This window comes from Methylocaldum sp. GT1TLB, from assembly GCF_051027445.1.
In the GTDB taxonomy this organism is placed as follows: Bacteria; Pseudomonadota; Gammaproteobacteria; order Methylococcales; family Methylococcaceae; genus Methylocaldum.
Window position 1 is genome coordinate 4578158 of sequence record NZ_CP194898.1, and the last position, 15392, is coordinate 4593549.

At 57.3% G+C, this 15392-nt stretch carries 14 protein-coding genes; 3 read left to right on the forward strand and 11 right to left on the reverse strand.

Going from position 1 to position 15392, the window contains the following annotated elements; translation table 11 throughout:
- Positions 1-15: 15 nt before the first annotated feature.
- The 6 genes from ACR2R1_RS20145 to ACR2R1_RS20170 form a co-directional block, all read right to left on the reverse strand.
- A complete protein-coding gene (locus ACR2R1_RS20145) occupies positions 16-492 on the reverse strand; it encodes a hypothetical protein (RefSeq protein ID WP_434111656.1) in 477 nt (158 codons plus the stop codon).
- A 393-nt stretch (positions 493-885) separates the two neighbouring features.
- Positions 886-2457: a hypothetical protein gene (locus ACR2R1_RS20150; protein ID WP_434111658.1), complete on the reverse strand. Its 1572-nt coding sequence runs from the start codon at positions 2455-2457 to the stop codon at positions 886-888.
- 88 nt (positions 2458-2545) lie between these two features.
- Positions 2546-4039, reverse strand: coding sequence for a patatin-like phospholipase family protein (locus ACR2R1_RS20155; RefSeq protein ID WP_156879631.1), 1494 nt, complete (start codon positions 4037-4039; stop codon positions 2546-2548).
- An 11-nt stretch (positions 4040-4050) separates the two neighbouring features.
- Positions 4051-4944, reverse strand: a complete 894-nt coding sequence (locus tag ACR2R1_RS20160) for an acetoacetate decarboxylase family protein (RefSeq protein WP_156879630.1) — start codon at positions 4942-4944, stop codon at positions 4051-4053.
- A 23-nt stretch (positions 4945-4967) separates the two neighbouring features.
- Positions 4968-5996 carry an esterase/lipase family protein gene (locus ACR2R1_RS20165; RefSeq protein ID WP_077732755.1) on the reverse strand — a complete coding sequence of 343 codons (1029 nt, stop codon included), beginning with the start codon at positions 5994-5996 and terminating at the stop codon, positions 4968-4970.
- Between the two features lie 27 nt (positions 5997-6023).
- Positions 6024-8237, reverse strand: a complete 2214-nt coding sequence (locus ACR2R1_RS20170) for a GMC family oxidoreductase (RefSeq protein WP_208110058.1) — start codon at positions 8235-8237, stop codon at positions 6024-6026.
- An 806-nt stretch (positions 8238-9043) separates the two neighbouring features.
- On the opposite strand from ACR2R1_RS20170, the gene ACR2R1_RS20175 reads away from it, so the two are divergent.
- Positions 9044-9316: a hypothetical protein gene (locus ACR2R1_RS20175; RefSeq protein WP_434111660.1), complete on the forward strand. Its 273-nt coding sequence runs from the start codon at positions 9044-9046 to the stop codon at positions 9314-9316.
- A gap of 191 nt (positions 9317-9507) precedes the next feature.
- On the opposite strand, the gene ACR2R1_RS20180 is transcribed toward ACR2R1_RS20175, so the two are convergent.
- The 4 genes from ACR2R1_RS20180 to ACR2R1_RS20195 form a co-directional block, all read right to left on the reverse strand.
- Complete coding sequence (locus ACR2R1_RS20180) at positions 9508-10356, reverse strand: class I SAM-dependent methyltransferase (protein WP_434111662.1); 849 nt, start codon at positions 10354-10356, stop codon at positions 9508-9510.
- A 97-nt stretch (positions 10357-10453) separates the two neighbouring features.
- A complete protein-coding gene (locus tag ACR2R1_RS20185; RefSeq protein WP_347258690.1) occupies positions 10454-11623 on the reverse strand; it encodes an acyl-CoA dehydrogenase family protein in 1170 nt (389 codons plus the stop codon).
- A gap of 243 nt (positions 11624-11866) precedes the next feature.
- Complete coding sequence (locus tag ACR2R1_RS20190) at positions 11867-12226, reverse strand: exosortase system-associated protein, TIGR04073 family (RefSeq protein ID WP_434111664.1); 360 nt, start codon at positions 12224-12226, stop codon at positions 11867-11869.
- Between the two features lie 134 nt (positions 12227-12360).
- On the reverse strand, positions 12361-13980 hold the full coding sequence (locus tag ACR2R1_RS20195) for a B12-binding domain-containing radical SAM protein (RefSeq protein ID WP_156879627.1): 1620 nt from the start codon (positions 13978-13980) through the stop codon (positions 12361-12363).
- 430 nt (positions 13981-14410) lie between these two features.
- Here ACR2R1_RS20195 and ACR2R1_RS20200 point away from each other — a divergent pair, with 430 nt between their 5' ends.
- Positions 14411-14674: an AbrB/MazE/SpoVT family DNA-binding domain-containing protein gene (locus tag ACR2R1_RS20200; RefSeq protein ID WP_086134957.1), complete on the forward strand. Its 264-nt coding sequence runs from the start codon at positions 14411-14413 to the stop codon at positions 14672-14674.
- On the forward strand, positions 14661-15050 hold the full coding sequence (locus ACR2R1_RS20205) for a type II toxin-antitoxin system VapC family toxin (RefSeq protein ID WP_434111666.1): 390 nt from the start codon (positions 14661-14663) through the stop codon (positions 15048-15050). The genes ACR2R1_RS20200 and ACR2R1_RS20205 overlap by 14 nt, the downstream gene beginning before the upstream one ends.
- A gap of 92 nt (positions 15051-15142) precedes the next feature.
- Here the strand turns inward: ACR2R1_RS20205 and ACR2R1_RS20210 are convergent, their stop codons facing one another.
- A complete protein-coding gene (locus ACR2R1_RS20210) occupies positions 15143-15352 on the reverse strand; it encodes a type II toxin-antitoxin system HicB family antitoxin (protein WP_133716742.1) in 210 nt (69 codons plus the stop codon).
- Between the last annotated feature and the right edge of the window lie 40 nt (positions 15353-15392).

Sequence of the window (15392 nt, forward strand, 5' to 3'; positions counted from 1 at the left end):
ACGATTTATTAGCGGTCACGGCTTGACCTCCGTGACGATAGATTCTGGCGGCAATAGACCGAGTGGCGTGTAAAAGTGGCTTACAACGAGCGCCCAAACGCCCCCACTCGCGATCTCAAGGTGGGACATATCTGTCGCGGACAAGACCAACCCTGAGGTGATATGCGCGAGGCCCTTGTTTGCCGTGTGTAGAATCCCTGCAAGTGCTGCTTCTGCTTCAGATTGCCCTCCTTGATACCGAGATATTGCCTCTTGCGGCGTAACCATTGGCAATGGTCCGTTTGAATTGGAGAAGTGCTCAATTACCACATCGTCTTTCTTGGTCTTTTTAGGATCTCGGCAGATGAGCTTTGTCGAGTCTCTAGGATCTGCTTTCAGGCCAAGAAAGTCCAAAAGTGCACGACAATGAATGAGACCCGCTTCAAGCACAGGATTTGTGAATGCATTCGAGTTACCCGTTATCCTGAGCTTTTCATCGAAGTAGATCTTCATGGACTTTGGTGCATCCCAGGAGCTTCGAAGGCGGACAGCGATATTTGCTGCATCTACGGCCTGTAGCCGATATGGAATGATGCGATTGATTATGTCGTCGTGACTGAACATATTTGACCGCTAACAAGTGAATAATTGGACCTGTATATCACGCGGTTCCAAGGTGATATACAGAAGACTGATCCCTGATTATGTAATACGGGAGCCACGATTACTCAGGTAAAGTCAAATCATCACTGTAAGCATAAAACGTCGCGAAACTATGTTTAGTAAGGCGGAATAGCCTACCCGCGTATTCCAATCGCAAACGGTCGCTTCGGGAGCGCCGAAGCGCCCCTTCCAATCGCAAACGGGCATCCAGGGAGCGCCTGGATGCCCCTTCCGCCGAATGATTCACTTCCAATCCAGCTTGTCGCTCCAGGTCAGGTTGTCGTCGACCCAATAGCCGAAAATCCTTTTGTCGTCGCCGGGGGCGGGTTTGAGGTCGAGGACGAACAGGGCGCGGCCGACGCTGCGGCGGCGGTAGCTGGGTTTGGTTCTTCTCAGGAGCTTGAGGAGCCAATGTCCGGCGTTCTTTTCCACGACCTGGTCGCGCCAGGTGCCGAAATTGATGTAGGTATAGTTTCGGCCCTTGTCGACATCCGGTTCTTCTTCCAGGGGATTATGGGTGTGGCCTTCGCCGTGGATGTGGAATCCGTAGATTCGATTTTCGGGCAGGAAAGCCGGGAATTTCTTCATCTCTTCGAAAGTGACCGCCTCTTCCCGGTGGTGGCTGCGGAACCAGGCGAGTATTTTCATGAACCATTCGATCGCCTTGAGTTCGAGCGTGCGGTGCAGCTTGCTCGCGACACCTAGCCACCAGCGCAGAAATTTCAGGCCGATGCGCCGTTTCCGGGGGGAGCTTTCATAGGTGAAGTCCCAGCTCAGCCACTCGGATACCGAGTCTTGCAGGAGCTTTTCTATGGTGCCGGCGAGGTCGGGCCGCTCCTTGAGCTTCCGGGTTTCTTCGATGATGCGTGAAACCGCCGCATAGCTCGGCCGGTAAAGATCGAGTTCGTCGAGGACTTGTTCCAAACGGGTCACCCCGAGGCTTTTCGCTTCCGCCCGTGCTATGCGTTTCCTGTCCTCCTCGGCCAAGGCTTGCTTCGCTTTCCAGATGAACCCGGACAGAACGCCCGCCGCGACCGTATCGCCGAAGCAGGGATCGGTGAACGGCCGATAGCGGAGTTGCCGCCAGGTCTCGATCTGCCAGCCGTTCTCGATGGACCATTCCGGAAGGGCGCGGCAATTGTCCCCATCGCGCCACTGGCCGTGGGTGACGAACAGGCGGAAGCCGAGGTCCGCATAGTAGAACGGAAACCAGGGGGCGCTGTCGGGACTCTTGAACAGGTTTTCGTCGCCGTACATCCGTCCGACCTTCAGTCGATAGTCTGCCGGAATGTCTTTCAGCGTCCAGCCCAGGCATTCTTCGTAAAAGAGCTTGAGCGCATCGGGCGCGGACAGGATTTCCTTGTCGTGATTGCCGAGCAGCACCAGGACGTCGACCTTTTTGACGCCTTTGGCCGTGAGCGTGGCCGGCAATTCCTGGAGCATTCGGAAAAACTTGCAATGCCCGCCGGCATGCCCGTCGTGCTGGTCGACGATCCCTTGCATGATCGTTTTGACAATGGCGGGAAATTCCGGATGATCGCGTTCCCAGGGGTAGACTCCTCGCTCCGCCCAGTGCTTGGTGCGGATCATGTCCACCACGTCGCCATCCAGGACGAACACCAGTTCCTCGATTCCTCGGTCTTCGCACAGGAGAGTGATCTCACCGAAGAAATCGTCCCAGTCGTCGCGGCTTTGCACGCCCACCGTGCCGTCGGTGAAATGCACGTCGCTGATGCAGACGCACAGGCGGTTCGGCCTGTTCGGGTCGCTGATATCGATTTCGTGAAAGAATTCGAGCGCTTCGGATTGGCTCATGATCGGTCCTCCGGGGTTTGTTGTTATTCGTTTTCAGTCCCTGAGGGATGGCCCTGGCTTTCCCTGGCGCGGGCGGAGCGGTTCGGGGCTATCCGTACACGTCGTACAATTCGCCGAGAACGAACCGGGCGAAGCGGGCGACGACCTTGAGTTCGTCGGTCACGGTTTGGGTTTCCGTCGCCCGGATGCCGCCGAGCCAATCCTTGACGCCGCCCATCGACAAGCACAGCGTTCCGGTGCCGAGCGGACTCCCGTCCGCCGCAAACAGGTGCGCGGAAACGGTGGACAAATCCCGCCACATGTCGGGACCCGGATCGTCGTGCAGAATCTGCTCCGCAACTAGCCCGTAACGCCGGTTTTCGCTCTCGAAGCGGAGTTCGTAACCGATGCGCCGGGTTCGATTCGGCAGGCTGGTCAGGGAAAAGCGGCTATCGGCGAGCAACACCATCGGCCCGAAAGCGGGGCTGCTCAGATGGCCGGTGATCCGCGCGGCGTGCTCGGGATCGGCGAGAAAAGCCTCGAGATCGGCGATGTGGATGCACAGCTCGATCTTCAAATCCTGTTTCGATTCCGGTTGCTGCGCCAAGGAGATTTTTCCCTGAAAACACTTCCGGAAGCGGATTCCGGGCACGGGATCTTTCATGCGCGAGGGATTGCTCTGCGCTTCGGCGGTCGTTCCGGGTATCGCGCGCAGATAGGATTTTCCGTCGGCATAGCCCATTTCGATCAAAGTGGCGTGGTCGATCTTGCCGAGATATAGGTCCGGGTCGAGCGGCAAGGGATATTCCGGCTTGACGACATGAACCCGGATCGCACGGGTTTGGCCGTAGGGGCTGTCGCCGTGTTCGATCCGCCGGTTGATCTCTCGGACGGCCTCCAACTGGCTGTTCAGGGCGGCGTTGGCGCTCATTTCCAGCATCTGGACGTACAGATGCAAGGGGCCGCCCCGATAGGTGCCGGTATTGCCCAAACCCCACAAGACCCAGATTTCCTCCGCGCCGTTTTTCACCGTTTCCGTCAGGTTCGCGTCCTGCACGAAGCCGGTATCCAGGTAGATGCCGCCGTCCTTCCGCACCGGGGGAAAAACGCCGGGCAGGGACATGCCGGCAATGATCATGTCTTCGTCGATGTCCCGGTGGGATATCACCTTGACCGCCTTGTTCGCGTAATCCAGGACGTTATAGCTGGCGGAGAGCGAGTCGACGGCGCGGATACGGGCGGTATCGATGCCGAAATGTGGCAGCACTTTGGTGCGAAACCCTTTCGAATCCCCCAGTCCTTCCAGGTTTTCCACATTCAGATAATCCTTGAGCGGCAGGAAGGCGATGGTGTCCTTGAGATTGAGCGTGCGCCAGCGCTGGCAGATTTCGGCCGGCTTCAGTCCGGACAGCAGCATGGACATGTTCAGGCTGCCGCCGGACGTGCCGTCGAAGTATTGAAACTCCAGGCCCGCCTCTTCCAGAGCGAGCAGGATGCCCGCCTGATAAGACAATCGAAGACCGCCGCCCGGAAGGACCAGTGCCCGTTTCGGCTGTCCGGACTTCAAGGGGGCGGTTAGCGGAACCGTGTTGGCTGAGTTCATGGCCGGCCTCCTCAGCAGTTCAGGTTGCCGAAGGTCTGTCCGACGATGGGAGCGGTGGGGGCGGGCGGCCAGGTTTCGTCCAGGGGCAGGTTGATGACGCTTTCCATACCCTCGGGTGCGGTCGTCGGCGGCTGGTCTTGGTGCAAGAACCAGCAATCCATATGATCGTCCAGAGTGCCAACGGCATTGGGGATGAACGCCGTCATCAGCGGCTTGTCTGCGATTTCCAGGGTTTTCAAGGGTTCCGCACGCGGATGGTCGCCCAGCACCAGTCGGGCTTTGGCCCAGTTGAACAGGCATAGGCCCGCTTTACCCTGGAAATAGATGTAGGACTTCATCAGCATGCCGCGGAACGCGCAGTAATTGACCGTGTTCATGTTCAGCGGGAGGGGCGTAGACGAGGGCCGGCCGATTTCGATATAGGTCACCAGTTTGCCGTCGAGATCGTACTGGCTGCTGACGGTGTCGTCGCCGATCTTGAAATCGAGGTTGGCCTGATGTTTCGGCATGCCCCAGATTCCCTTGCCGCCCTTTACCGAAATCTTGGTGGATACCGGCAAGTCGACCACGTACTGCCCGCTGCCGAACCAGTTCATGAACAGCAGCGGCAACAGCGACGGCGCGGGTTTCAGGCCATGGGTGCAGGCGATGCCTATGCTGTATTCGACGTAGGTGCCGATATTGGTGCCGAGATAATTGATGACGGTGACGACCAAAAAGCCCTTGCTGCCCACCCGCAGCGGATGGACTTCCGCCGGCAGCAGAGCCTTCGCCTTGTCCGGGTTGATCGGAAAGACCGCCATGAGGACGGGCGAGGGCGCACATTGAACGGGCAGTTGGAAAGGGATGTTGTCGACCAGGGAGTGTTGCCCCGAGATGGCTTTGATGCGTTTTGGAATACCCATTGTGATTACCTTGTTGTTGTTCGTTATTTGGCTAGTTCTTGAATCATTAGAGGAAATACGTCGGTGGCGGCGTTCTTGCCCATGAAAACATCCAAATGGCTGTATTCGGGCAGCACGTGCAGCGCGTGAAAACCCGGCCGCAGCGCGTCGAAGTATTGCCAGGATTTTCTCTGGCTTTCCGGCAGGAAACAGCGGTTCTTCTCGCCGGCGAAGAATACGAAGCGCGCGTCGGTTTTCGGCGGTGAAGCGGCGAAATCCGACGGCAAATCCGGCAGGCCGTCGACCGAGACCAGGTTGCCTTTTTTGACGCAACGGGCCATTTGCTTGAAAAAGCGTAGCGGCACGTTGCCGAACTCCTGATTGATCCAATCCTCGTGGACCAGGTCGGTCAGGTTTTCGTGCCGCCACAGTGCGGGAAATCCGCTGCCGTAGGTGAAGCTGACCATCTTGCACACGGTGCTGTCGCACTCGTGGTGGACCAGCTTCACCAGGCCGGTAATGGTTTTGGCGATCAGGGTCGGCGCCTCGACGCCCCAATGCGGATTGACGTAAGGGGTTAGTGCGTTGACCACGGGCACGGCGAAATTCAGCTTGAATTCCGACCAGTCCGGGACCACCGGATGCAGCGACACGGCGTTGCTGACGATGGTGGTGACTTCCGGCACCAGTCCGGCGATAGCGGACATGGTAAAAGTGGTCGAGCCTTGGCAGTGGATGATGGCCTTGACTTTCCGCTGCCCGGTCTCTTCCAGGATCTTGCGCACCGCGTGAGGGTGGTCGTAGAGGGCGGCGTGATCCAGAGTCCATTCGTTGGGAGGGAAGTCGATGCTGGCGCGCCAATTTTCCAGCCAGACGTCATATCCGGCTTCCACCAGCGCATCGACGACGGTGGGCTGTCCGGGCGCGCGGAAAATGTTCGCTCGCACCCCGGCGCCATGCACCACGATGACGGGCTCCCGCGTGGGAGCCCGGTCCGCCGAGCGGACGTTGATGAGGTTGAGGGCCAGCCCGTCGCCGGCCGTGAACGGTACGATGCGTTCCGTCAAAGACATGGGACGCTCCTTCCCCGAAGGCGGGGTTCAGGGTTGGATGAAATCCGCGATGCGTTCGGCCAGCGCGGCAATCGTGCGGGACGGGTTGAGGCCCACCGCCCTCGGAATGATGGCACCGTCGGCTACGTACAGCCCCGGATAGCCGAATACCTCGCCCTTGTGGTCGACCACGCCGTCGGCGATGCTGGTGCCCATGCGGCAACCCCCCAAAGGATGCGGCGTAATGAGATCTTTTAGGATTTCCCAGGTCGCCGGGACGATGGCCGTGCCCCCGGTGGCTTCCGACAGCGTCTTGTGCATGTCGATCAGCGCCTGAACCGCGCCCTCCGATTTCTTGATGTTCCATTCCAGGTCCATCTTGTGGCGGAACGGCGGAATCCAGCTGCGGGAAAGTTTCAGCACACCGTCCGAGGCGTCGACCGCCTGGCCGAACCAGGGCATGACCGCAGACAGCGGATCGCTGCCTTTGTTGAGGGATTTCAGAACCGAGAAGAAATGGCCAAAGTGGTGATCCTTGCTCAAATCCTGAAGGGAATCCTTGAGCAGGTTGGGGAAACCGCCATCCTGCACCCAGAAGCGTTGTTTACGGAAAAAGCCGTCCAGGAAATCGATGGCGCTGGTGATGGTGGGGCCGCGGGTCGGCGAAATTTGGCGGTTCTCATAAATTGCCGGAGTCAGAAAATCGCCGTTGGAACTCCAGCCGACGCCGAGCATCGGGCTCAGCTCGGGCAGGGTGCCGTACTGATCGCGGCAGCGCAGCAAAAGCTCGTTGCTGCCCATGGTACCGGCCGCGACGATCACTTTCTTTGCGTTCAAATGGCCGGGAACCAGTTTTTTCTTCTTCGTGTCGATCACGTCGAAGTCGACCCGGTAGCCTGTGTTGCCGTGCAGGGGGGTGATGCGCTGAACCAGGTGCAGGGGCTTGACCTCCGCGCCGTGCTTTTCGGCGAGAGGGATGTAGTTCAGGTCCAGTGTGTTGCGGGCCTTGACCTGACAGCCGATGTCGCAATTGCCGCAGTGAACGCAGGTCCCCTGTTCCAGGCCGAATGCGTTGACGTGCGATTTCGAGTGCTTGTCGTCGAAGGCGTCGGGCTTGTCGTAGCTGAACTCGGGATCGAAATTGACGGCCAGCGGCATTTTGCGAAAACGCGCCCTATAGCCGCAATTTTCCGCCGCTTCTTTCATGAGCTTCATTTTCGGCGGCCATTGATTGTCCGGCACTTCCTGGACGTTGAGCATCTTGCCGGTTTTTTCGTAATAGGGCTTCAGTGCGTCGTAAGTGATTTCCGCCGGCCAGCCTGATTCGAACGCGAACGGTTCGGCCTCGACGAAGATATTCGCGTAAATCAGCGAGCCGCCGCCGACGCCGCAGCCCTGGGCTACGGCCATGTGCTTGTAGAATCGGATGTCGATCCAGCCGTTGTCCTTTTCGGGTTCTTCGTGGGACCACCACCAAGCATCTTTCGGCCCGCGCGGATAATCCTTCACATCCCAGCGGCGGCCGCGTTCCAGAATGCAGACCTTCATGCCTTTTTCCGCCAGACGGCAGGCGGTGACCGCGCCGCCGAAGCCGCTGCCGATCACGATCACATCGTAATGCAAAGTGTCGTCGACATTCTTGTCGAAGACCTGCCTACCGAATTTCGGGATGACGTAGGCATCCCACAGCTTGCCGGCGAAGAATCGGCCGAACTTTTCGACCGCGGCGGCCTTTTCAGCCAGGTTTTCGGCGTTCGGCACTTCGATGGTCGACAACAGGTCGGCCAACTGTTTGATGCCCAAGGTCAGAATGCCCGCGCCTATGACCGGGCCGGTCTTGTCCTTGCCCCGATGCAGCGTGGTATAGAGGGTCGTGGTGTCGGACCACAGATCGAAACCGGAATCGTCCCTGACGTCTTTATGGCCGGCGAGGTAGTAGTCTTCGCCCTGATTATGGAAGGCCAGTTCGTAGACCATATAGGTCATGTCGGGGTTGTCGGTGGGCTTGAACAGGTTGAAGACCCCGGTGGGTGCCTCGATGCCCATGCCGAGCGGCGGGAAATCGATGGTGCCTTTCAGAGAGCCTAAATGATCGGGATCGCTGACGAAACGGTCCAAATCGTCGATACCGACCTCCGCGTGCATGGCCAGAGTGGTCCCGTCCTGTTTTCCCCGCTGCGCGCCTTCCGCGGTATCGCTCGCCCCCAAAGCAAAATACCCCGACATGGTTTCCTTAAAGGTCAAGGATAAGATCGTCATCATTATTCTCCTTCTCGTTATGGATGATGAATGTATTGTTATAGGTCGGCCCGGAAATGCTTTTTCGGCATTAAGGGTAATCCGATTTAACCCCCGAGTCCGTCACACGATCTACGATTCGAAACTCTCCTGAAAAAAATGAATAATAGTCCGGCTTACGAAAAACGACATCTAAATATTGAAGATAATTGGCCTGACAAGGCAAAAGGCCTTTGTAAACAACGAACCCTTGGTTTGTGCCAGTGCTTTTTATCCCTTATCCCACCAGACATTAAATATCAGCCGGAAGCGGTTTGGCGCGAGCGGAACACTGAAAAGTGCGGCATATCTATGAGCCGCATGAATTCTGTCGGCTTGCGGCCGCTTCCATGCTAAATGGGCTATACGCTTGTGAGTAGGCTTCAGCCCGCGATTGGCAGGCGCACCGGATCACGGGCTGGCCCGCAAGAGCTAACCGTTAGCGATGCGCTGTTCAAGATAAGACGGGGTCGCCGGCGTGCATTTCCTTCCCTAGATCCGAGGCAATGCCTTTATTAACCCGGCCTATAAATATAGGCCGGGTTAATCCGGGGCAGGGACGCCCCGGCGCGGCGACAAGCCGCGTGAGCCCAGGCCGGGCGTGTACCGGCCTGGGCGGCGGCCCGAAATACCAGGAGGGTATTTACGGGCCTGATTAATAGGTTAAGCCATCATGCCGGCAGGGAATCACGCCGGACTATCCTACGCCCATTGGGAAAATGCGCAAATCCGTTCCCGGCGGATTGGTCCGCCACAAATTTGCCAGGAGCAACCATTCGGTCGGGAGCCGAATGGGGCAAACGAAGTTTGCCCAGCGGGCCAAAGCCGGGGACGGCTTTGGTCAATTGGGAAGTGCGGAGTTCGGTCCGAAGAACGAGCCTCAGGGACGGGGTGAGCACAAAACCGTCGGGAATTGGTTTTGGACTGCCCGCGGCGGGGCAAGATTCGTGGAATGCGGCTTTATTGCCGCTGCATCCTCAGTTCACCTTTTTGAAGAAACGAGTTTCCTGAACAATCGTGCTTTAAAAGTCCCGGAAGCGAGGCGAATACTCGTCTCGTTCTAATGGTAGGGGATCTATTGCCTCCTAAATCCGTAATGGCTCACACGGAATTAACCTCGTCGAATTCGATCGAGTTTCTGTTTGTTATGCCCGTGTTTACCTTAGTGATTTAGTATTTAAACGAATATTTAAATACTATTGGAATTTCATCAACTATACTTTTTCGCTTCTCCCTTTACCGATTCCGCACCATATTATCGGGTGCTTTGCAGTCCGGGTGGTGCCAGATTCGGGTTATGGTCGATAACGTACAGGAACCGGACCAAGGTTCCCCGTTCGGCATGGTCCTTGAACCAACCGTTTTCGGCCATACGGGCTTCGCAAAGGAATTCGTTTCCTTCGGCAGCGAACTCGGGTTGCAGTGTCCGGGAGAACTCGTAGTTCTTTATCCAATGATTTCGGATGTTTGCGGTGAAGTCATGCTGGGTATAGCGGAACGACAAGCCTTGTAAGGTTTCGGCCATGCGCGTGTGACCGGGGAGCAAGATCGTGTCGGGATCGTTTTCTTCCTTTGCCTGAAAGGCGGCGACGATCATCCGGCCGCCGGGGGCCAGTTTGGCGTTGAGCTTCGCCAGCGTGGCACCGTAATCGCCCATGAAATAAATGGAATCGATCGCCAGGATGACGTCGTAATCCCCGCCGGGGAGCTCGTCGTGGATCAGGTCGACGCATCGGAAATCCAGCGCGGGCGCTTTTCCCTGCGTTCTGCGTTGCGCCTGAGCGATGGCGACATCCGAATAATCGACTCCACGTATGGTGCAGGCGGTGCGCTGATGGAGATACTCCGTGATGTATCCGTTGGAGCAGCCGACTTCCAGAACCTTCTCACCCGGCTTGAGCAGCGAAGCCAGGAAATCCATCTCGTCCGTGTCCATCATGCCGTGCTGGCACAAGTCCCGGCCGTAAACCGCCTCGCAGAAGCGCGAATGGGTCGGGCTTTCGGCTGCACGCCGAAAATATTCGTTGTACCAGGCTTTCGAAAACATCTGGGCCTGACCCATGTCGGCCGTGTGGTTCATCAGTTCGCCCATGCTCTGATCCATACGTATGCTCCGGTGTTATTTAATTAGTAAATTCTAATATATCAGGCGTGCTCGGGATTTGTCCCGAGAGCGTTGCCCCTTGATGTCGGCAATGGCGCTAGAACTGGAAAAACGGCCACTCGGGTTCGAGTCCGAGCATGATTTGTCCGACTGCCTCCAGCTTGCCCGCGTTGATGAAGCCATGCTGGGTGATGACGTGGATGTCGCGGAAGTGCTTCGAGAACTCATATTCTTCTCGGACTCCCGAGGCTCCCACGATCTCGTGGATGAGGTCCACCGCTGCCGCGGATTCGAGAACGGCGTGGGTCATCGCGAGTTGCATTTTGGCTTTGAGCTCTATCGTGACGGATCTCGCAGCGACGGCTTCTTTCCAAGCTTCCTCGAACGCCTGGTAGAAATAGAGTCGGCCGGCACCGAGTTTGGCTTCGGCTCGTGCGAGCTGTGATTGAACGACGGCCTGATTCTTGAGCGTCTTCGTTCCATACGCGGGCGTCTTTCGGGTGATGAGCTCGACCGCTTCATCGATGGCCGCGCGTGCGATACCGAGCGCCGGCGGGACGAGGGCGGCGATCGCCGGCCAGACCGTCAGCCGGTAAAGAGATCCCTGATAGGCGCTGCCCGGTTTCTCTAACGGTCGCCATGGCGCGGCCCAGTGCTCGGGGATGAATACGTCCCGCATCTCGACATCATGGCTGCCGCTGCCGCGCATGCCCATCGTGTTCCAGTTGTCGACGATTTCGGCTTCGGACGCGGGAACCGCGATCAACAGCATTTCCGGATTGCCATCGGCGGCCACGCGCAGTTCGCCATCATCGTAGATATTCGCAAAGCCGAGAAAGGCCGTTGCATGGTGCGCGCCGCTCACGAAGGTCGTGCGTCCCGAGATGCGATAGCCGCCCGCGACCGGAACGGCCTTGCGCGCAGGGTTGAAGGAGCCGACCGGAATTGCCTCGAACCCAAAAATCTCCTGCGCGGCCTGGTCGCCGAACCATGGGGCGAACATATCGTGGGCAACGGCGATTTGCAGATTCCAACCCGCCGCACTGTCGATACGGGAGACTTCCTCTATTACGCGAAAAGCAGAGATCGGCTCGACCTCAAGTCCGCCGAATGCCTTCGGCCGCCACAATCGATAGAGGCCCGCCTCCTGCATCGCCTTCGCCACCGGTATTGCCAGTTTGCGCTCGCGTTCGGCCGCCGGTGCATATTGGCGGATGATCGGTTCGATCTCTCGAACCGTTTTCAGCAGGGAATCGACTGTGGGCATGAACGCCTCCTCTGTTTGCGTCTTATCGAATGCGGGCGCGGATCGACCGCTTCTCCGAGCCGCCGGAGTATATCAAAGGGTAAAAGGGCGGACGGCAAGGCGGTACCTCGGTGAGCGGAACGGTGGCCGATCAGGAGCGACGGAGCGAGGCGGTGAAGCTCGCGGGATGTGGCTCGTTTTTCACCCACATCCCGCGACTCTTGGCTGGAAGTCGGACGACGGATCGTTCGAAACGCTTACGAATTACAAATAAGCGTCACCATAGGAGGTGGATTTTTCGAAGTTCTCCCACACATAGGCCGGTTCGACCAGGCTCTTGGTCGGAATCGGACTGGTGATGACGTCGAAAACGCCGGATGCGGTCCTGCCGAGCGTGTCCAGCGTACCCATGATCAAGCCGCCGGCGCTCCCGACGACGGGATTGGTCTTCTTGCTTGCGCCTACGATATTTTTCGGAACTTCCCCAATCCCGGTAAACAGATTTGCAAATCCCCTCGTGAACTTATTGCCTACCTCGGAAAAGTAGCCGTCCGCGTGACTGGCCGGTGCATGGGCGGCGATCGCAAGAGCTACGGTCAAGGTAAGGGATTTTACGTTGCGCATGGTTGTTTCCTCAGCAAGTCTTGTTGTTATGTAGTTTCGTGACGAAACTAAAGTGTAGGGGGGCGGAATTGCTTAAGTCAACAGCCATGACAACCGGCCTGGTCGCCCCGTGCGAAAGGCTTGCAAGGCCGGGCTCAGCCTTCGGCCGATATGCTGGATTGATACCGAAGCCAGTTTTGGTTCGTGTCCCGGTCGAGTTCGTCAATCCGACGATCGATGGCGCCGATGACGTAACGCGAATACGGGCCGAGATGCAGGTACATCGCCATGAGACTGACAGCGAGACGCAAGGCCTGCGGGTTGGTTTTGGCGCAGTTCATGAAGGTCTGCCAGAATGCGTCGCGCAATTCCGGCAATTTGTTGAAAACCTTGTTGACCGTTTCGACGGCGCCGACTTTTCGCCGGGCGTCCCCTTTGGGTAAGTCGCGAGGACGATCGGATCGGTCCAGCAGGCTGACCAGCCGATTGATCCGTCCGACGTAGGCGACCGGGTCATACACGCGCTGGAGAATGCGCCGGTAGTCGTCAAGCACATCCCGGAGCGGGCGCAAGGTGTCGAAATTCAAACCACTGGTGCATTGGTCGCCGGCGTCCACGTCCGGCATGATGTCATGGCCCGGATGGAGGCGACCCTCCCGCTGTAGCCGCCGGGTCAGCTGTGTATTCGGCAATGCATAAAGAAGCCCCACCATGCACACCGGAATCGCCGCCGCCTCGATGAAATCCGCCATGGCATCGGCAATCGAGTGCTTTTCGCTGTCGAATCCGACGATGAACCCGGCAGTAACCATCATGCCGTAGGAGTAAATCTTGTGGATGCTCTCGACCAAGTCGCGGCGGGTGTTCTGCCTTTTCTTGGTCGCGATCAGAGTCTCCGGGTCCGGACTCTCGATGCCGATGAAGACGAGGAAGAAGTTCGCCCGTTTCATGAGTTCGAGAAGCTCGGTGTCTTCGGCGAGATTGATCGAGGCTTCGGTCGAGAATTCGAAAGGAAAGTCATGGGCTTCCTGCCAGGTTATGAGTTCGGCCAGGAACGCCTTTACCACCTTCTTGTTGCCGATCAGGTTGTCGTCCACGAAATCGACGTGCCCCCGGTAACCCATTGAATAGAGTGCATCGAGTTCGGCGAACACCTGCGCCGCGGTTTTGGTGCGCGGCACCCGTCCGTAAAGCTCGATGATGTCGCAGAACTCGCAGGTGAACGGACAGCCCCGTGAGAACTGCAAACCAACGTAAAGATAATGCTCGAATTTGAGCAAATCGAAACGCGGGATCGGGCTCTTCGTGACATCGATCTGGAACTTGGGGGCGGTGAACATCCCCGATCGTTGTCCACTCTCCCAGGCATCCACGAACGTCTGCATAATGCCCTCGGCTTCTCCGAGAACCAGGAAGTCCGCCGAACGGTAAACGTGCGGACTCGAGGTCGCATCCGGCCCGCCCACGACCACGGGCGTGCCCATGATGTGGGCTCGTTCGATCAAGTCGAGCGTATCGGGCTGCTGGGTAATCATGCCCCCCGTCATCACCATATCGGACCAGGCGATATCCTCGTCGCTAAGCTCCTCGGTGTTCCGGTTGACGAGACGGATATTCCATTCTCGAGGCAGCAATGAAGCTACGGTAACCAAGCCAAGCGGAGCGGCCGGATAACGTGCGCCCACCAATTCGCAGGCTTCGGGGTAATTCCAGAACGATTCCGCTTTGAAGCGCGGATAGATCATCAAAACATTGCAGGAGGCCACTTCCTTCATGATGTTCTCCGATCCATGGAAATTAGCAGGGGGCGTGGGATTTGACCCAACAGTGCGCTTCTGAAAGATGCCTGTCAAGGTCCAGATTCGGTCTGTTCGCATGACGTAAGTGGCTTCCTGTCCGGCGTGTGTTACAGCTGAAAGTAAGACAGAACGCCCGCGCCTCATTGTCTTGACAAGCGTTCAAGCTGGGTAGAGTGGGAGGATTCAGCTCCGGAAAACGTTTCGGTAGAGTGCGGCGGCGAACGAGACCGACATTCGCAAGGTCTGCAGATGCCGGTTTGAGCTCGGATTCTGCACGGTTGCATTCTGGATGACGGACTGACTCGTCCAATCGGAGCAAAAAGCAAGAATCTCTTTTCGTTGGCTTATTGACGGATGATGTTCTTAAGCACAAAATCTTACGTTTGTCTTACATTGGGTATGTACCATGGAGACCACCAAACTTTCGAGCAAAGGCCAAGTGATCATTCCCAAAGGGTTTCGAGCGGCCCACGGTTGGGAAGCAGGGCTGGAGCTGGTTGCCATCGAGGTTGGCGACGGCATTCTGCTCAAACCTAAAGTGCCTTTCGAGGAAACCGTTCTCGACGAGGTTGCGGGCTGCTTGCGGTTCGAAGGGAAAGCCAAGAGCGATGAAGAAATCGATCAAGCGATACGCCAGCACGTAAGGAAGGAATGGCGTGATAGCGATTGATACCAATATTGTCGTACGACTTCTCACCCGGGACGATCAGGCTCAATACCAGGCCAGCTACCAGCTCTTCCGGACGGCCGAGATCTTCATACCCGATACGGTGATCCTGGAAACCGAATGGGTGCTGCGTTATGCGTACGACTTTAAACCCGCGGAAATCTGCTCCGCATTCAAAAAGCTATTCGGGCTCAAAAACGTTCATGTAAACAATGCCCAGCTTGTCGCGCGGGTGATCAACTGGCACGAAGCCGGTCTGGATTTCGCCGATGCTTTCCACTTGACGAATAGCGAGCGGTATTCGTCCCTGAAAACATTCGACGAGCGGTTTATCAAGAAGGCTGGCGGCTTGTCGGATTGCTTGGTGGGAAAGCCCTGATTCGCCTGTAGGCTGGGTCAGAGAAACAAGCCCCAGTTTTTATAGGCCGCGAACGCAGAGTGAAGCTGGGGTTCCGCAAAACGGCCATTGACTCATGCGTTGGCAGCAAGCGAGAAATGAATCGGAATTGGGCGACTTTCTCCTTGTTCCAGGCGCTCGGCAATGACGCGCAGGGCAAGAGCTTCAACCTTGACCATGGCCTCCTCGGCATTTGCGCCATAGGCGAGCACGCCCGGCAATTCAGGAACTTCGGCAAGCCAACGGCCATCCTCTTCTTGCTCGTGTTCGATACTGAAATTCATGGATTTTCCGGTTGGTAAACGTAACTGAACTTAGTCCTAC